The sequence below is a fragment of the Gammaproteobacteria bacterium genome (assembly GCA_022450155.1).
Classification (GTDB): Bacteria; Pseudomonadota; Gammaproteobacteria; order Arenicellales; family UBA868; genus REDSEA-S09-B13.
In genome coordinates this window covers 26,832-44,762 of sequence record JAKUQR010000013.1, presented here as the reverse complement: position 1 = coordinate 44,762, position 17,931 = coordinate 26,832, and the positions used below count along the sequence as shown (strand labels likewise).

Genomic DNA, 17,931 nt, shown 5'->3' with positions numbered 1-17,931 from the left:
CTAAGATACAATCTGCCTTGTATCGTTATCGTGCGAAGGGCGGCTGGCCCAGCCAGAGCCGCACTATTGTTAACTCCATTGTTAGGAGATGTGATGAAAGACACGTTCGGTTCACGTGAAATGCTCGAGGTCGGGGACAAGTCTTACGAGATTCGGGCGCTCGATGCGCTTAATGATGAGTATGATATTGCACGGTTGCCTTACTCGCTGAAGATTCTGCTGGAAAACCTGCTCCGTAACGAAGACGATACCAGTGTCAGTGCAAAGGATATCCGTACGCTGGCCGGATGGGATCTCCAGGCAGGTGCGGCATCTGAAATCGCTTATACGCCTGCCAGAGTATTGATGCAGGATTTAACCGGCGTGCCTTCAGTGGTAGATCTGGCTGCCATGCGTGAGGCTATGACGGAACTTGGTGGTAATCCTGATCGCATCAATCCTTTGTCGCCGGCTGACATGGTAATAGATCACTCTGTCATGGTGGATCATTTCGGGTCAGCCCAATCCCTGGATCTCAATGCGGAGCTTGAATACAGCCGTAACCGCGAACGGTATTCTTTCCTGAGATGGGGTCAGCAGGCTTTCAGTAACTTCAGTGTCGTACCACCGTCAACAGGGATTGTTCACCAGGTTAACATCGAGTACCTGGCTCGCGTGGTATTCAGTCGAAAGGTGGACGGTGTGCTTCAGGCCTATCCTGACACGGTTGTGGGGACGGATTCGCATACCACCATGGTCAACGGGCTTGGTGTTCTGGGGTGGGGGGTCGGCGGTATTGAGGCCGAAGCGGCCATGTTGGGTCAGCCCATCAGTATGCTGATACCTGACGTTGTGGGGTTTGAACTGCATGGGGAACTGGCCGACGGCGCCACGGCCACTGATCTGGTACTGACAGTGGTGGAAATACTGCGCCAACACGGTGTGGTGGGTAAGTTTGTTGAATTCTACGGCTCCGGGCTTGATTGTTTGTCCCTGGCTGACCAGGCCACAATTGCGAACATGGCACCTGAATACGGGGCAACCTGCGGCATTTTCCCGATTGACTCGGGAACACTGAATTACCTAAGGCTGACCGGACGAACGGAATCGGACATCGCGCTGGTCGAAGCCTATGCCCGGCGGCAGGGTATGTTCAGAGACGAGTACATGCCTTATGCACAGTACACAGACAGTGTTTATCTTGAATTGTCTTCTGTTGTACCCAGTATTGCGGGTCCTAAGCGCCCCCAGGACCGGATCAGCCTGTCAGAAGCAAAGAGTAGAATCGCTGAAGCCTGTATTGATGTCTCATCAGGTAAGTCAGGGTTCCCACAATCTATCGTGTTAGAGGGACAACAGGTCGATCTCAAAGATCAGCATATTGTTATCGCTGCGATCACCAGTTGTACAAACACCTCAAACCCAGGTGTTATTGTGAGTGCCGGGCTAGTAGCAAGAAATGCTCTGGCCCACGGGCTTAACGTCAAGCCCTGGGTAAAGACATCGCTTGCACCCGGTTCAAAGGTAGTGACGGACTATCTGGCCAAAGCCGGTTTGCTCGATGCACTTTCTCAGCTAGGGTTTGATGTAGTGGGTTACGGCTGTACCACATGTATCGGGAATTCGGGTCCTTTGCCGGTCCCAGTGAGTGAAGCCATACAGGCAGGTGATCTTGTGGTCTGTTCAGTGCTTTCGGGAAATCGTAACTTTGAAGGCAGAGTACACGCTGAGGTCAAAATGAACTTTTTGGCCTCCCCACCTTTGGTAGTCGCGTATGCATTGGCAGGGACTATGGCTGTGGATTTTGAAACAGATCCACTCGGAACCACAGCCGATGGCCGTGACGTTTATCTGCACGATATCTGGCCTGGCCAGGCAGAAATAGAACAGGTCATCAGCAGTAACGTGACCCGAGAGCTATTTCAGGCGCGTTATTCGGATGTATTCACTGGCGATGCCCGCTGGTCAGGGATTAAGGTTGATTCTTCAAGCCTGTTTAAGTGGGACACTGAGTCAACCTATGTACGGCATCCCCCGTATTTCGAGGGCATGACCCGGCAAGTGCCTGGCATCCAGAGCGTCCACGGAGCCCGTGTTCTGGCCAAACTTGGAGACAGTATCACGACCGACCATATTTCCCCTGCCGGCGCAATCAGTCCAGACAGCCCGGCGGGTGATTATCTTCGATCACACGATGTAGTCCAGGCCGACTTTAATTCGTACGGATCGCGTCGCGGAAATCACGAGGTGATGATACGCGGCACATTCGCCAACATTCGCCTGCGCAATGAACTGGCTCCCGGTACGGAAGGCGGATGGACCTGCCATCAGCCAAGTGGCGAGCAGGCGACCATTTATGATGCAGCGATGCGCTATAGGTCTGAAGGCACGCCGCTGATGGTAATTGCTGGTAAAGAATACGGCACAGGGTCTTCGCGGGACTGGGCTGCCAAGGGCTCCTTATTGTTAGGTGTGAAAGCTGTTCTGGTTGAAAGCTTCGAGAGAATTCATCGTTCGAATCTGGTCGGTATGGGCGTACTTCCGTTGCAGTTTCAAGAAGGCGAGGGAAGTGAAGTTCTCGGACTGTCCGGGCACGAACTATACGATCTGGATGATCTTGAGTCTGGTATGAGGGAAATCGGTGTAACAGCGACAGATTCGGAGGGTGGAATAAAGCGATTTTCGGTGATTGTTAGAATCGATACTCCCAAGGAATGGGAATATTTCAATCATGGCGGGATCCTGCAATTTGTGCTGCGCCAGCTGCTGGGTTGAGCCTGCTTTTGATCAGGTTTTGATGGCAGCAGCAGCCCGTTGCCAAGATGTCTGGTCCGCAAAGGTGTAAAGTCTGTTGAACTAATGTTCTGAAAGTGGTTTTGCCAAAGCGGCAGAAAACTGATCCAAACTGTCCAGATATTGGAGAATACTCTTTGGCATCGGTACTCTTACACCAGCCATATAGGAGATTAGATCAACCCCTTCAGATAACAGTCTTTTGCCCCAACTATACACCTCTCCAAGATTGGCTTTATCGGAATTGATAGATGGCTGGTATTGTTTTACGCGTGCTGCCAGAGTGACGAATTCCGGCCAGCTATAGAAGAAATCCGGATCGCTTTTCATGATTTCGCTTTCTTGGCGTGCGGCCCGTGCGTAATCGAGAATTCCGTCTTCGACGTTGTCGTACCCAGGAATAGCCCTGAAGGTGGACACCATGTGTTCGGCGATATTATCGATGGCTTTCATCACCTGTGCGATTTTGACGTATCGACTTTCATAATATGCGGCGATCGACTTGGTGAAAACTTTTAACGGTTCACCCCAGAGTTCATCTATCCCCTCATGCCCACTTGAATGACGTACCTGTTTTCCCAGTTCCAGTGCTTCCTGAAAGCAGTCACTGCATTGTGTCATTAACGGGTTATCGGCCCCAACATGAATGCCGCGGTCCTCGAGGCCGACAATACTGGTGAAAAGATCAGTCGCCCGATTAAACAGCCCGCCTGCAAGCATCGCCGCATTGACACGCTTCCGCTCGGGGTTGCGTTCACTTTCGTAGGCCTGTCTGGCCGCCTCAACTCTGTTTCCAGGTGTATTGATACCGGCTTCAGTATGGTGGAACGTCCGCCGTGTCAGAACAAGAAGAAGGTCGCGTTTGGCCGACAGGGTTTCCATGGGGGGCGGGTAATAACGGATCCAGTAGCCATCGTAGAAGATGTGCGGCTTGCCGTTAATCTCCTTTCGAGATCCGTTTGCGATACCAATATTCATATACTGAAGCGCCGGCTGCGGTGTCTGTTGCCGTTAGATAAAGAAAGTGGTCAGAACAGCGCGGGTCTGTGACCAGGTGGGTTAGGGCGGGGTTGGTTGGGAAGAATCTGCTTCAATCCAGACTTACCGGTAAAAAGATTCGACGGGGCGGAATTGTACGCTGACCGGTTTGAAAGGCAATAGCTGGCGGTCGTTTCATTGACTCACCCGGGTATATTACCGGGGAATCAGAATGGCTAATGCCTTTTCACCGGAAATGTGGGGTTATAGGTGCGTTGACCGGTGTGACTCTTGATTAGCAGGAGATGAGACAGGACGGCCGGTCGAAGTGGCCGTAACGCGGCCCTCAAAGAAGATATCATCGGTCAGGTCGTCGGGGGACACTGTGTTTTCATAACGGTTTACAACAGTATCGATAGTGGTCGCACCGGCCCTGACAGCTTTGCTTTGTGCACGCTCTGATGCGATGGCCTCAGCCCATACAAACGCACTGCAGCGATCCGGAAAATCGACGGGACCTTTCAGGCTGTGGACTCGAAATGTTCCCTGGCTGGGTTGAGTAATCGTGATGTGTTCACGTTGAACGACACTGCCTACAACGGCACCTATAGCATTTGCGACATCGTTGTGCTTTGGTATCTTCAAGTCAATGCCGAGCAGGCGGCCCGCTGCAGGGTAATAAAACGGGGCGGGAGCACCCACGGCCACCAGAGATCGGCCAGGATCAAAATTCAGAGTAAACAGCCCACCGTCGATCGTACCGTTGCCCATGATCCATTCAGCGAATAATCGGTTGATCTTGCCGAATACCGCAGTCTCACTTCGGGAACCACCAGTCGCCATGCAGGCTTTTATAACTGTTTCACAAATGGTGCTGACGACCTTGTCATGTACAACCTGACTGACGGCGGAAGAATCATTCGGATCAAAGCTGCCCCAGCCGTATACGTGGCGCATCTGTTTTGCCCAGATGACTGCTGCAAGATGGGCCGCTTCGGTCGACCAGTGATCACTGAAACCGAGCACATGGGCTGCGTCCGAGGGGGTGAAGCCACTGTATATCACCATCCCTTTGCGCACCATTACAGCCGCAGCCTGGGCTTGCTCGCGTGCGCTGCGATGCAGGGTCTCGAGTTCGAGAGGGCGTTCAGCCAGACGCTTCCACACTTCCCTTTCAACAGGTGTAAGCTGAGCAATTTGACTACTATCAGCGAAAAGCGGAAGAAGAAATCGGTTACTTCGAGGCGTCGGTTTAGCGTCGAGCTGACGTTTCAGGCACCCAATCACCCAGTCATGGTCACCTGCAAGCAGGCTCATCGGTACCACCCGACGGGGTCCAATTCCCAGGCCTTCGCCGCCGCTGAACCGTGCTTCGCTGTCACCGCCGAGCCCTACCGAAAAAACCCGGGTAGCCTCAATCATCGGTCGCCACTGTCCAATCACAGTAGCATCTGCACTGAAGGCGGGATAGCCATTGGTTACGATGGCAACGTCCGTTGTGGTACCCCCCATGTCGGCAATAATGGAGTTTTCAGTCTGGGCGAGGAATGCGGCGCCAACTACGCTCGCAGCCGGACCGGATAACACAGTTTCTACCGGTCGTGTCAGCGCAATCTCTGCCGTAATCAAGGAGCCGTCGCCTTTGACTACCATGAGTGGTGCGCTGACGCCATGATCTGACAGAAGCGCCTGTGTCGTGCGAATTAGTCGGTCGATATAGGACACCAAAGAGGCATTGAAGGCCACAGTGACAGCCCTGCGCGGCGCATCCAGTGACGAGGCGAGTTCATGGCCGCAGGTCACAGGTTTATCTGAGAGAGAATGAATCAGTTCGCGTAGAGCAATCTCATGGGCGGGATTGCGAACGCTGAACATACCCGAAACACCAAACGCTGATACTCGGTTCCGGTACTTCTCGATGGTGCGACGCGCCGCATCCAAGTCAAGTGGACAGTTCTCTCGGCCGCCGGCGTCATGACTACCCGCCAGTGTAACGCAAGCTCCACCACGGACGATAAGCTCGAGTTTCGCCCGCTCTATCTGACGGGCGGTGTAACCCGGGAGCAGCAGGCAAACGGGGGTGCCACGGCCTTCGACAACGGCATTGGTTGCGAGCGTGGTCGACAGCGAGGTCAGCGTAACATTTGAAAGAAGGTTTGAAGGAAGCTTTTTGAGTACAGCACTGATCCCGATTTCGAGCTGGCTGTGCGTGGTCAGTGACTTACCACTGGCTACGACGTGGTCCTCAGCATCGACGAGCGCGGCATCTGTATAGGTCCCGCCGGTATCAATACCCAAACGGAGCTGCGTCTGTCCAGCAGGCTCTTCAGCCATAGGACTACTGGCCGTAGTCGAAGAATCCCTTGCCACTCTTTTTACCCAGATAACCTGCGTCGACCATTTGTTTTAAGAGTGGACACGGCCTGAATTTTGAATCTCCAAACTCCTCCAGAAGAATGTTCATGACGTAGAGACAAACATCGATACCGATCATGTCAGCGAGTGCCAGAGGTCCCATGGGGTGGCCAGCACCCAGTTTCATTGCTGCGTCGATCTCGTCTGCACTGGCGAGACCCTCGTAAAGTATGAACACGGCTTCATTTATCATAGGAACCAGCATGCGATTAACCACAAAACCCGGGCTGTCTTTTACGCTTACCGGTGTTTTGCCCAGTTCTCGGGTCAGCTCATCGACTCGAGTGAAGGTGTCATCTGAAGTCTGCAATGCCCTTATGATCTCTACCAACGCCATCATTGGCACTGGATTAAAGAAGTGCATGCCGATTACCTTGTCTGGCCTGCCACTGACTGAGGCAAGTTTTGTCAGTGAAAGCGACGATGTGTTGGAAGCGATAATAGTCTCCGGACGGGAGACCTTGTCTATCTGCTCAAACAGGCTGAGTTTAAGGGCCATGTTTTCTGTAGCGGCTTCTATGACAAGGTCGCAGTCAGCTAGGTCCGATAGATCGGTAGTGGTTTTGATCTTTCCAATTGCGGTGTCTTTCGCGTCAGCAGTAATCTTTTCGCGGTCTACCAGTCTTTGCAGGCTTTTATTAATTGCACCCAGGCCTCGACGGGTTGCTTCCTCTGACACATCCTGCATGACGATGTCATGGTCGGTGAGGGCAGCTACCTGAGATATTCCGCTGCCCATTGTGCCAGCGCCGACTATCCCGATGTTACTGATTTTCATTTTGCATACTCCTGTTCTTATCCACGGGTATATCTACAAGGGGCGCAAGGCTAACCTAAACCAGCGGCGAAACCAATGGCCGGCTGCGTTCAGGGAATCACCGGTATACACTGTCCATTAGACAGCAACTATGGTACCGACCATGAACAGCAAACAGATGATCGAGCAGCTGGTTGGATTCAACACTGTGTCTCGTGACAGCAATCTATCTCTAATCGAGTTCGTTCAGAATTATCTGGATGACCACGGTGTCGCATCAACCCGTGTCGTCAGCGATGACGGTGAGAAATCGAATCTTTATGCCACTATCGGGCCGGTTGAGGAAGGTGGTGTAGTCCTTTCCGGGCACACCGATGTGGTACCTGTAGATGGCCAGGACTGGCACACCGACCCATTTCTACTGACTGAAGACAACGGCAGGCTTTATGGGCGTGGAACTTGTGATATGAAAGGTTTCATCGGGATTGCCTTATCACTTGTACCGGAAATGAGATCACTACGGCGTCCTATTCACCTGGCGCTATCGTATGATGAAGAAGTAGGGTGCCGTGGTGCACCGGCCATGATTGAACGGATGGTGACCGACATACCCGCACCGAAAGCTGTTATCGTTGGGGAACCTACGGGTATGGGTGCAGTCACCGGACATAAGGGTATTGTTGGACTCAAGACAACCGTCCGCGGTTATGAGACGCATTCCAGTCAGACCAACCGTGGTGTGAGCGCGGTAATGAACGCTGCCCGACTCGTCAGTTATCTCAGTGCAATGGCAGAGCGTCTCGAGCGTGATACGCCGTCGAACAACGGATTCGACCCTCATCATACCAGTATCCATGTGGGCGTCATTAATGGTGGCACCGCGATGAATATCGTTTCACGGCACTGCGAGTTTGTCTGGGATATCCGTAATATTCCTGGAGATGACCCAGATGTTCTGATTGGGGAGTTCGAAAAATACTGTAAGGAAGAGGTGTTGCCTGAGATGCGGCGGCGATGGTCGGAGTGTTTTATTCAGACAGAGGTCATTGCACGTGCGCCGGAATTGTTACCAAAGGAATCTGCAGCGCTTGAATTGGTGCAGGCCATTACCGGAGTTCAGGATACCGGTCGAGCTGCCTATGTCGCTGAAGCTGGGCAGTTTCAGGCCGCGGGGTTTCCAACGGTAATGTGTGGGCCGGGCTCAATTGACCAGGCCCATCAACCTGATGAGTTCATCAGTCTCGAGCAGGTGGCACAGGGCGAGTCGTTTCTACGCCGACTTGTTAGAGACCTATCGACTTGAGTAGTGTCGATTCAGATCGACAGTTGCCCTGAAATCAGCTGAGCGACCTGTGAACTGCCGTTGACAGTCTGTTGGCGACAGACAGGCCGGATAGCCAGCAAATTCTCCAGTTCGCTGAGCCAGTCGCCGGACATGTAGTCTTGTACTGATAGCGCAAATCCGTCCGTGTTGTGCTGGAGAAAATTTACCAGTGCCTGCATTTCAGGATAATCTTGCCGCACAAAATAGCCAAATCGCACCTGGTTGTAGTAGATCTCAGCGATGGTGCTGTAACCTGCCTTGCCGATTACAGCATCGGCAGCATTGATCAAATCGGGGTGATAGTGTTCGCTGTTGGCGGGAAGGAGAAGGATATTCGGTGCCACCCATTGTTGTTTTTCTCCAATGCCGGCAATCACGAAGTCTATAGTAGCGAACTCTTGGTGGAGCCTACTCGTGAAAGGATATTCCTGAGGCACACCGCCCATAGTCAGGAACACCATCGATGTTTGTCTTTGTAGTCCCAGTGCCTTTCGGGTACTGTCCCTGTTCTGCCGTGGGGAGCGGGCAATCGGGTTAACATGAATCGCGCTACTCGCCGGATTACACACCGGTGCTGCTTGGATATGAACCTGGGCATTGGCAAAGACATGCTCCAGTACATCAGCGTATGTCAGGAATGCCGGATGCGTCTCCGCAAGTGATCTGTAGATCCAATCCCAAGTGAAGTTCTCGATCAGAACGCTGGGTAGGCCAGCCGCCCGTGCGGCTGCTATACCAATCGGTGCAATGTCGCAGATGACGAGTTCACAGTGTGTATCGGCCAGTTTGTTGGCCAGAGCCGTGATTTGCGTGGTCTTGAATGGTATTTCGTCGGCCAGTGCTTTCAGAGTAGTGGGAATATCTGTACTCAGTGCATCATGTTGGACCAAGCCGATATCGCAATTCAGTTGATGAAATCGAAAGTCATCGAGCGTGCGGGAGAAATACCACGGAGGGATGGAGGAGAAGATTTCAAAGCGCACTTCTGGTCTAATATTGGTCAGGGCTTTGGCTACTGCACAAGCACGGGAGGCGTGACCAAATCCATGAGAAGTCACGAATAAGGCGACTGAGCGAAAGCTATTTTCTCCTACCACACCCTAAACCAGTTGAATCGACCAGCTGCCCTGTTATTGATTGAAATAGTGCTCCAGAAACTTGTTAAATCCGATGCGGTCTGCTTGTTCCATTGCCCGCTGGCGGTCGATAGAGTCTATGGCATCCTGTGACATCTGGTTGAGTTGATTCGCGGGAAGGTCCAGGTTCTTAAAGTGTTCTCTGGTCTTGCCAGCCTGTGCCAGTGCAAAATTGAAAAAGTTATTGTCGTATTTCTGCATGGCTTCAAGAACCTGGGCTGAAGGAGTGAGGCTTGAGTCGTTGAATTTGTCCTGCTGTTTACGTAGCGTATTGCTGTAACCCTGGCCGCCATGCTGGTCGAGAAATTCAGCCAATATTTCAAATTGACTCATAATGCTGCTACCCAATTCGGTTAGTTTCTGATTCCCGATGGCCAGGGAGAGATCGGGATCACGACCTCTTTCGACAACTTGTTTCACGGTGGTATGGCAATCCTGCTGTTCAGTATTAGACATTGGTGGACTATCTAAGAGCAAACAATAAAGCAGAAAAAGATCGAGGAAGAGAATTTGTGAATGGTCAATGCCAATGGGCAGAAAAGGGTTGAGGTCTATACTTCGCAGCTCAATATATTCAACACCGCGCTCCCTGATTGCATAAGTTGGTTTTTCACCGGTTTGAATGGTTCGCTTGGGGCGTACCGATGCGTAATATTCGTTTTCAATCTGTAGCAGGTTGGTGTTCAGTTGCCTGTATTCACCATCAACCCGAAGGCCGATCTCCTCATAAGGGGGGTAGGACTCAGTCGTTGCCCGAATCAGTGACTCAATATACGCATCTGTGCTATCCAGGTTAATTCTAATAGCTGCCTGAGCGTCACTCCGATAGCCAAGATCACTCAAACGCAGACTGGTTGCGTATGGGAGGTAATAACTGGACTCACCCAAGAGTTCCAGATGGTGATCTCTGCCGTCGAGGAATGTTTGGCAGACCGCGGGTGATGCACCGAACAGGTAGGATATAAGCCAGCCATAGCGGTACACGTTGCGTACAACACCGAGGTAGCCCTCGGACTTGAATTCCCGTAGTGGCACAGTTGAGCCACACATTGTCCGCCAGCTGCGCCAGAAATCATCGCCAATTGAGAAATTGAAATGAATGCCAGCAATGGTCTGCATCAACTTGCCATAACGGTGAGACAGACCGATTCGATAAATAGTCTTCATGCGGCCGACATTAGATGTTCCGTAATTGGCGATGGAAATACTGTCGTCCCCATGCAGTATGCACGGCATACTGTTAACCCATAACAATTCATCTCCGAGATTACGGTAGGCAAATTGATGAAAGTCGGTCATTTCCTGCAGCAGTGATTCCGTGTTCAGATGTGGGGGGGTAATGAGTTCAAGCAAGGCCTCCGAGTAATCCGTAGTAATGTAAGGATGGGTCAGGGCTGAGCCCAGGTGAGATGGGTGTGGCCGCTGAGAAATGATGCCTCCCTGATTTACGCGAAGACTTTCTTTTTCCAGCCCTCGGCGCATGCTGAGCAGGCTGTTGGCAGCACCTGCCTGCTCGATCTTTCTCAGAGTCCGTGTTAGCGTTTGGGTCATGGAATCTTATCCAGGGCAGCGATTACAGCCGGGGCAGAAGCCTGGCGACTGGTATCAGGAGACAGTCGAGGTCGATACGGTTGGTCGGGAGATTCGTGACCTTACAAGTTTGATTGACGAGTCTGTCGCCCGATCAGATATGCAGACAGGGTTATGCCACATTTTCTTGCAGCACACCAGTGCATCTTTGTTGCTATCAGAAAATGCTGACCCGGCGGTACAGGTAGACTTGGAGCACTTTATGCAGCGTCTCATTCCAGATGGCGACCCGGCCTACCGGCATACCAGCGAAGGACCTGACGACATGCCGGCCCATCTTCGTTCGGTTTTGACCGGAAGTTTCCTGACTTTGCCAGTGCTTGAGTTCCGGCTGGGTCTTGGTGTGTGGCAAGGTGTTTATCTGTGGGAGCACCGGTATAAAGGCCGTAAACGTCGCTTGGTTCTGACTATCCAGGGTCAGATCGGAACTGTATGAATCGAATGAGCTCAATCCCTGCCAGCCAGAACGTGGTCGCAGCCCGCCGTTACAGTGTTGCACCCATGATGGATTGGACTGACCGGCATGAACGTTATTTTCTGCGCTTGATAACGCATCAAGCGATGTTGTATACGGAGATGATCTCTGCAGCAGCGCTGTTACATGGTGATCGCAACCGTTTACTTGTACACAGCGCTGCCGAGTATCCGCTCGGGTTGCAACTGGGGGGTAGCGATCCGCGTGAGATGGCCCTTTGTGCACGGTTCGGTGAAGCAGCGGGGTTCAATGAAATCAATATGAATGTGGGCTGTCCGAGTCCGCGTGTCCAGTCTGGCCGTTTTGGTGCATGCCTGATGGCGGAACCAGAACTGGTGAGTGACTGTTTCAGTGCTATGGCGTCAACGGTCCGCATTCCTGTCACCATCAAATGCCGCATAGGCATTGATGACCGAGACAGTTATGATGATCTCGAATCGTTTGTTACCACACTGGTAGATGGTGGTTGCCGTACATTCATTGTTCATGCCCGTAAGGCCTGGCTGACCGGTCTGAGTCCCAAAAAGAACCGCGAAGTGCCTCCGCTGCACTACAACATGGTGTATCGGCTGAAGCAGAACTATTCTGATCTTGAGATTATTGTTAATGGCGGAATCTGTAGTATTGAAGCGGCTCACTCTCATCTAAAGCACGTCGACGGTGTAATGGTCGGACGAGAGGCCTATCAAAATCCTTTCTCACTCGCCGATGTTGATGGACAGCTGTTCGGTACAACAAATCCGCCACTGACGCGCTGGCAGGTGCTGGACCAGTACAAATCCTATGTAGCTCGTGAAATTGAGTCTGGTACTCAGCTTAAACACATGTCCCGACATATCCTGGGACTTTTTTCGGGGCAGGTGGGTGCCCGGGCCTGGCGTCGGTATCTGAGCGAGCATGCAGTTCGATACGGTGCCGGCCTGGAGGTCATCGAGGCGGCCGAACGTATAGTTCAGCAGAAAATGCAGCACGTGGCATAGATACGTTGAGTTCTGTCGTTTCCATCGCGAGCTCCGTACAGGTTGGATCATGATACAAAAGAAAATCCCCGTTTTGGGTGTATCGGCTTTGCTGTTGCTCCTGGCCCTTACCATAGCGCTGACAGCGTTGGTGCTGAATATCGACCAGCTGCGCAGCGGCCTTGCCGCATACATCACGCAGCAGACGGAAAGAAACGTCACCATTGGGAGTGACGTCGAGATAGGTCTTGGGTTCAGTGGGTCCGGTTCGCTGTTGCTGACCCTGAAGGCAGAGGATGTGGTGGTCTACAACAATCCTGATTTCAGTGCTGAGCCCCTGTTCCACGCGCCATGGCTTGAACTTGAATTCAGGCTGTTGTCGATACTGTCCGGAGAGCTTGACGTCCGGAGTTTGCTGATCGAGCGTCCCAGGTTCGATCTTATTCGGTTAACTGACGGACGTTCAAACTGGCAAGATATCGGAGTCCTTGCTGTTGCACCGGCTAAACAAGTGAATGTATACGCGGGCAGGGTTCATTGGCACGATCGTATGACCCAGCAGATCGTGACGTTAGCTGACCTGTCTTGGCGTTCGATCAGATCCGAGACCGACTCGACAATCGCACGGGAGGTCTCATTTCAACTCTTGTCGGAAGAGTTACGTGCGCCTTTAGCTGTACGTCTATCGGCAAAGTCTTCTTCTACACATAGTCAACCGCGAGGCGTGGTATTGAATGAGGTTGTCGGTCATGTGACAACGCCTGGATTGGTGTTGAGTATGAGGCTGCCGGAGATTAGCGTGGACATAGACCGTGGCAGGATCCATGTGGCGGAGTCGGCGGTGAGTATCGGGGCCGCTGGTGCTGAAGCCGCGCTGAAGATCGCCGATCTGAGTATCGACACCCGCACCCGACAGATCAGGATAGCACTGCTCGACGCAGACTGTTTTATAGGTCGATTCGCACCTGGTATTACTGCTGATGCAATTACCATCGATCTGTCCAACCAGCGCATTGTTGTGCCGAAACTGGCCGTGAGCTGGCTGGGTGCAGAACTCTTTGCAGACTTGTCAGCTGCCTGGGCCGGAGGAGAGCCAGAGCTTCTGGCTGACTTTGATGTACCGTCGGTAAATGTTCAGACAATTTTGCACAACGCCGGCATTGTGCTGACGGGTCTCGAGCCGAACAGACTTCGTCCGATATCTCTGAATGGAAAGTTGCGTTTCCGGCAGAATCAACTGACTTTAGACGATCTCAATGTAAAGGCAGGCGATACCGTCGTCACGGGATGGTTCAGGCACCGCAGAGGAGACCCAGCAGCCTGGACGTTTGCTCTGGAATCCGACAGCCTTCTCCTGGCTGATAAAGCAGAAGACGGTTCCCTCCATATTACCTCCGCGGGTGTGCTTGTCGGTTTACTGGTCGAACGACTTTCAGATCTTCCAGCAGATGTGACGGCAGCGGGAAGTATCGCTGTTGAGCAGCTGTGGGTTGACCGGATACAGGCAGAACATGTGATCGCGACGATTCGCGCCAAAGGAAAAGTACTGTCGATTGCTCCATTGTCGGGTCAGCTTTACAGCGGCGCTGGCCAGCTATTTATTTGGCTGGATCGTCGTGCCGACGCACCACTCATTCTTGTTCGGCAAACAGTCGGTGATTTCAACCTGGGGAAACTCCTGCGCGATGCAGACGACATAGCTGGAATTGAGGCAACAGGCGATCTAAATTTTGTCCTGGCGATGCAGGGGCGGACTGGCGCTGAATTGCTTAAGAACGCCCGTGGGGCTGCCCGGGTCAGCCTGCGGAACGGAGAACTCTCGGCAGAGCTGTTCGACCGAGTTCTAGGACATTTCGATACCGAATTGGTGGCAGTGATCAGCGCACAGTTGCCTGTGCTTAACGTCGAGCAGGCTTCGACATCCATTCGAATCGACCGCGGTGTCATCCACAACCCGGATTTACGCCTCACTGGTCGTGGATTCTGGATCGAGGGTAAAGGATCACTGTCCGTGTCGGTCGGTGCTGTGGACTATAGAATTCTGCTTGCGCTTGAGGATGATCTGAACAGCGGTTTAGGGGGTGTTCCAGTTATTCCGTTTCAGATCACAGGATCAGTAGGTGATCCCAAGATTACTCTAGACGTTCAGGAACTGGTGCGATACAAAATTGAACAGGAGCTCACCGGCGTTTCACCGCGGCCATCTAGCGTGTTACCGGATCAGGCTACGATAACGCTGATCCAACGACTCGAACGGCAGATTGCAAACCTTCAACAGGTGTTGGACCCGGAATAGAATCTATAGCTGCGCCTCTATAATTAGGCAAGCGTGAGCGTTGTTTCTGTTATGCTTTAACGGAATATCCGGCAGATTCCTCAACGGTCGCCGGTTTCCTCGGTCTTAGAATGGAGAACGCTATGAGCGGTGAAAAGCTCAATAAAGTCAGTGCTCGGATCACGCAGCGGCCTTCCCAGGGTGCTTCGCAGGCGATGCTCTATGCCATAGGCATGTCGCGTGAAGATATGGACAAGGCCCAGGTCGGTATTGCCAGCGTCTGGTGGGAGGGCAATCCCTGCAATATGCATTTGAATGATCTCTCTGCGGAGATTAAACGTGGTGTAGAAGAAGCGGGCCTCATCGGTATGCGTTTCAATACCATTGGTGTCAGCGATGGAATTTCGATGGGTACTGAAGGCATGTGTTATTCACTTCAATCCCGGGACCTCATCGCTGATTCCATAGAAACTGTAATGGGGGGGCAATGGTACGACGCGTTGGTTACGGTGCCTGGTTGCGACAAAAATATGCCAGGCGTCATGATGGCAATGGGTAGAGTGAATAGGCCCTCAATGATGGTCTACGGAGGCACGATCAAACCCGGGATTGCCGGTAAACAAGTTGTTGATATCGTCTCAGCGTTTCAGAGTTACGGAGAGTTTATCGCTGAGAAAATAACTGACGCTGAGCGTGAGGCCATCGTCAGAAATGCCTGTCCAGGCGCTGGCGCCTGTGGCGGCATGTATACCGCCAATACCATGGCAAGTGCGATTGAGGTCATGGGTATGTCACTGCCTTACAGTTCATCCAATCCGGCAGTAGATTCCAGTAAGACTGAAGAATGCTTCAGAGTGGGTTCGGCTATCAGGAGATTGATGGAACTCGATCTCAGGCCACGCGATATTATGACGCGAGATGCATTTGAAAACGCTATGGTTATCGTTTCTGCGTTGGGGGGGTCAACAAATGCTGTGCTTCATTTGATTGCTATAGCCCGTTCCGTGGACGTTGATCTGACGCTTGACGATTTCCAGGCGGTAAGTGATCGGATACCGTTCCTCGCTGATCTGAAGCCAAGCGGGCGCTACGTGATGGAAGATCTGCACCACGCTGGTGGTATCCCGGGTGTGATGAAGTATTTACTCGGCGAGGGGCTTATCAGCGGTGACTGTATGACCGTAACTGGTTATACCATTGCCAAGAACCTTGAGACTGTACCGGAACTGCAAGCGGGTCAGGCCATATTTCATTCGCTGTCCAAACCGATCAAAAAGACCGGCCATATAAGAATCTTGAAAGGCAATCTGGCGCCGGGTGGTGCTGTGGCTAAAATCACCGGTAAGGAAGGTGAGCAGTTCAGTGGTCCCGCCCGTGTGTTTGACTGTGAGGAAGACATGCTATCTGCCCTTGAAGAAGGCCGTATACAAAAGGGTGATGTCATTGTTATCCGCTATGAGGGGCCCAAGGGCGGGCCGGGTATGCCGGAAATGCTGACACCAACATCTGCAATCATGGGAACTGGTCTGGGCGATGATGTTGCCCTGATGACCGATGGCCGCTTTTCCGGTGGCTCCCATGGATTTATCATCGGTCACGTGGTTCCTGAAGCGCAGGAAGGCGGCCCTATAGCTTTGTTGCGTGATGGTGACGTGATCACCATTGATGCTGTCGCAAACGCAATCGATGTTGACTTAAGTTCCGAAGAGTTAGCCAGCCGATTATCAGAGTGGACAATGCCGCCTTATGAAGCGGTTCGAGGCACACTCTACAAGTACATCAAGAACGTCAAAACAGCAAGTGAGGGCTGTGTAACCGACGAATAGCGTCTCGGAGTATTCTTTCGCCAGTACCAGGAAAAAATCAGTTCAGGCTGATTCTGATCGCCGCCGCCGCAGCGATTGGCGCAAGACACAGTGCAAGAACAGCCATCGCGCTTAATAAATAGATCTGCCCGGCAATGGGTAGGCCAAGTCCGGCGCTCTGTACTGCGGTGCTGCCGAATACCAACACAGGTACGTAGAGTGGCAGAACAATCAGGCTCAATAGGACACCGCCGCGCCGCGTACCGACAGTCAGTGCGGTTCCAACACTGCCGACTAGACTTAAGATCGGTGTGCCGATCAAGAGTGTCAGTAGCAGCACTGCCGTAGAAAGACCGCTAAGTTGCATCATCGGTGCAAGCAGGGGGGTGACAAGCAGTAGCGGGAGACCGGTAACACACCAGTGCGCCAGGATTTTACCCAGAATCAGAAGTGATACAGGTCCAGTCGTTAGAACCAACTGTTCCAGTGAGCCATCGTCGAAATCCGACCGGAAGAGTCCCTCTAGTCCGAGTAATGTAGCCAGTAGAGCTGCGATCCAGATCACCCCGGGTGCAAGCGCCTGCAGCTGTGTTGGATCCTGACCGATCGCAAGTGGGAACAGTGTGAAGACGATGACGTAGAACACTACGGAATTCGCCGCATCTACCCGATTGCGAATTGCGATCATAACGTCGCGCCGGATAACCGCTGCCAAAAGAGCAAAGAGCCCGGTGCGATTCATGCGGACAAGTGCAGGGTCTTGATCTGCCTGCCATCAAGCTGTAGATGCTGATGACCCGTCAGCACGATTAGCCCACCGTCATCCAGGTGCCGGTTAAACCGGGACTTGGCAGTATCGATCCCATCTTGGTCGATGGCGGTCAGCGGTTCATCCAGGATCCAGATCGATGCCTGGGTGATGAAAAGCCAGCCAATTGCCACTCGCCGGCGTTGACCTGCTGAAAGATGAATACAGGGGATATCACGAACCAGGGAAAGTCCAGTTTGGTTCAAGGCCTCATCGATGTGGGAGTCGACAGCAAAACCCTTGATAGCAGCTAGCCATAACAGGTTTTCAGCGGGACTAAGTTCGAGTTTAATGCCGTTGCTGTGACCCACGTAGGCGAGCTGTTCGTAATAAGCCAAACGACAGGTGCGAATATCCTGCGATTGCCAAAATACCGTGCCATTTTCCGGTTGTGTGGTGCCACAAAGGATTCGAAGCAGACTGGTCTTTCCAGATCCGTTAGATCCCTCGATATGTAGAATTTCTCCGCCATCAATAGACAGATTCAGGTGAGTGAACAGCGTGCGCTGTCCACGAACACACGTGATGTCGTGGGCTGTCAGCACGTGCCGGGACCACGCTGGATGTTCAGGTCAGCCATCGATATCGCTGGAATCATGCTTTGGATTATTCTGGAACCGTATATGGGTCAGGAGCA

13 protein-coding genes are annotated in these 17,931 nt (G+C 52.4%); 6 read left to right on the top strand and 7 right to left on the bottom strand.

The features are described 5' to 3' along the window. Nucleotides 1–93: 93 nt before the first annotated feature. Nucleotides 94–2,754, top strand: coding sequence for an aconitate hydratase AcnA (acnA, locus tag MK323_09005; GenBank protein MCH2482301.1), 2,661 nt, complete (start codon nt 94–96; stop codon nt 2,752–2,754). An 81-nt stretch (nt 2,755–2,835) separates the two neighbouring features. Here the strand turns inward: acnA and MK323_09000 are convergent, their stop codons facing one another. The 3 genes from MK323_09000 to MK323_08990 all read right to left on the bottom strand — a co-directional run bounded on the left by MK323_09000 (nt 2,836) and on the right by MK323_08990 (nt 6,943). Further along, a complete protein-coding gene (locus MK323_09000; GenBank protein MCH2482300.1) occupies nt 2,836–3,750 on the bottom strand; it encodes a hypothetical protein in 915 nt (304 codons plus the stop codon). A gap of 264 nt (nt 3,751–4,014) precedes the next feature. Then, nucleotides 4,015–6,084 carry a hydantoinase/oxoprolinase family protein gene (locus MK323_08995; protein ID MCH2482299.1) on the bottom strand — a complete coding sequence of 690 codons (2,070 nt, stop codon included), beginning with the start codon at nt 6,082–6,084 and terminating at the stop codon, nt 4,015–4,017. A 4-nt stretch (nt 6,085–6,088) separates the two neighbouring features. After that, a complete protein-coding gene (locus tag MK323_08990) occupies nt 6,089–6,943 on the bottom strand; it encodes a 3-hydroxybutyryl-CoA dehydrogenase (protein ID MCH2482298.1) in 855 nt (284 codons plus the stop codon). Between the two features lie 142 nt (nt 6,944–7,085). Here MK323_08990 and argE point away from each other — a divergent pair, with 142 nt between their 5' ends. Continuing rightward, entirely contained in the window at nt 7,086–8,225 is a 1,140-nt protein-coding gene (argE, locus tag MK323_08985; GenBank protein ID MCH2482297.1) for an acetylornithine deacetylase, read from the top strand. Between the two features lie 11 nt (nt 8,226–8,236). Here argE and MK323_08980 read toward each other — a convergent pair whose 3' ends face one another. Both MK323_08980 and gshA read right to left on the bottom strand, forming a co-directional pair. Further along, the gene (locus tag MK323_08980; protein ID MCH2482296.1) at nt 8,237–9,343 is read right to left on the bottom strand and encodes a hypothetical protein; all 1,107 of its coding nucleotides are present in this window, start codon (nt 9,341–9,343) and stop codon (nt 8,237–8,239) included. 33 nt (nt 9,344–9,376) lie between these two features. Continuing rightward, nucleotides 9,377–10,933, bottom strand: a complete 1,557-nt coding sequence (gene gshA / locus MK323_08975) for a glutamate--cysteine ligase (GenBank protein ID MCH2482295.1) — start codon at nt 10,931–10,933, stop codon at nt 9,377–9,379. Between gshA and MK323_08970 the strand changes: the two genes are divergently transcribed. The 4 genes from MK323_08970 to ilvD all read left to right on the top strand — a co-directional run bounded on the left by MK323_08970 (nt 10,932) and on the right by ilvD (nt 16,507). Further along, entirely contained in the window at nt 10,932–11,408 is a 477-nt protein-coding gene (locus MK323_08970) for a secondary thiamine-phosphate synthase enzyme YjbQ (GenBank protein ID MCH2482294.1), read from the top strand. The genes gshA and MK323_08970 overlap by 2 nt on opposite strands. A 5-nt stretch (nt 11,409–11,413) precedes the next feature. Beyond that, on the top strand, nt 11,414–12,427 hold the full coding sequence (gene dusA, locus MK323_08965; GenBank protein ID MCH2482293.1) for a tRNA dihydrouridine(20/20a) synthase DusA: 1,014 nt from the start codon (nt 11,414–11,416) through the stop codon (nt 12,425–12,427). Nucleotides 12,428–12,476: 49 nt separating this feature from the next. Then, on the top strand, nt 12,477–14,702 hold the full coding sequence (locus tag MK323_08960; GenBank protein MCH2482292.1) for an AsmA family protein: 2,226 nt from the start codon (nt 12,477–12,479) through the stop codon (nt 14,700–14,702). 122 nt (nt 14,703–14,824) lie between these two features. Beyond that, nucleotides 14,825–16,507, top strand: coding sequence for a dihydroxy-acid dehydratase (gene ilvD / locus MK323_08955; GenBank protein ID MCH2482291.1), 1,683 nt, complete (start codon nt 14,825–14,827; stop codon nt 16,505–16,507). Between the two features lie 37 nt (nt 16,508–16,544). Here the strand turns inward: ilvD and ccmB are convergent, their stop codons facing one another. Beyond that, nucleotides 16,545–17,228: a heme exporter protein CcmB gene (gene ccmB / locus MK323_08950; GenBank protein ID MCH2482290.1), complete on the bottom strand. Its 684-nt coding sequence runs from the start codon at nt 17,226–17,228 to the stop codon at nt 16,545–16,547. Further along, nucleotides 17,225–17,839 (bottom strand): cytochrome c biogenesis heme-transporting ATPase CcmA, encoded by a 615-nt coding sequence (gene ccmA, locus MK323_08945; GenBank protein MCH2482289.1) that lies wholly within the window; start codon nt 17,837–17,839, stop codon nt 17,225–17,227. Before ccmA ends, ccmB begins: the two co-directional genes overlap by 4 nt. Between the last annotated feature and the right edge of the window lie 92 nt (nt 17,840–17,931).

Bases quoted from the DNA above. Each gene is read 5' to 3' on its own strand.
- acnA (MCH2482301.1), top strand. From the start codon at position 94: ATGAAAGACACGTTCGGTTCACGTGAAATGCTCGAGGTCGGGGACAAG.
- MK323_09000 (MCH2482300.1), bottom strand. From the start codon at position 3,750: ATGAATATTGGTATCGCAAACGGATCTCGAAAGGAGATTAACGGCAAG.
- MK323_08995 (MCH2482299.1), bottom strand. From the start codon at position 6,084: ATGGCTGAAGAGCCTGCTGGACAGACGCAGCTCCGTTTGGGTATTGAT.
- MK323_08990 (MCH2482298.1), bottom strand. From the start codon at position 6,943: ATGAAAATCAGTAACATCGGGATAGTCGGCGCTGGCACAATGGGCAGC.
- argE (MCH2482297.1), top strand. From the start codon at position 7,086: ATGAACAGCAAACAGATGATCGAGCAGCTGGTTGGATTCAACACTGTG.
- MK323_08970 (MCH2482294.1), top strand. From the start codon at position 10,932: ATGGAATCTTATCCAGGGCAGCGATTACAGCCGGGGCAGAAGCCTGGC.
- gshA (MCH2482295.1), bottom strand. From the start codon at position 10,933: ATGACCCAAACGCTAACACGGACTCTGAGAAAGATCGAGCAGGCAGGT.
- dusA (MCH2482293.1), top strand. From the start codon at position 11,414: ATGAGCTCAATCCCTGCCAGCCAGAACGTGGTCGCAGCCCGCCGTTAC.
- MK323_08960 (MCH2482292.1), top strand. From the start codon at position 12,477: ATGATACAAAAGAAAATCCCCGTTTTGGGTGTATCGGCTTTGCTGTTG.
- ilvD (MCH2482291.1), top strand. From the start codon at position 14,825: ATGAGCGGTGAAAAGCTCAATAAAGTCAGTGCTCGGATCACGCAGCGG.
- ccmB (MCH2482290.1), bottom strand. From the start codon at position 17,228: ATGAATCGCACCGGGCTCTTTGCTCTTTTGGCAGCGGTTATCCGGCGC.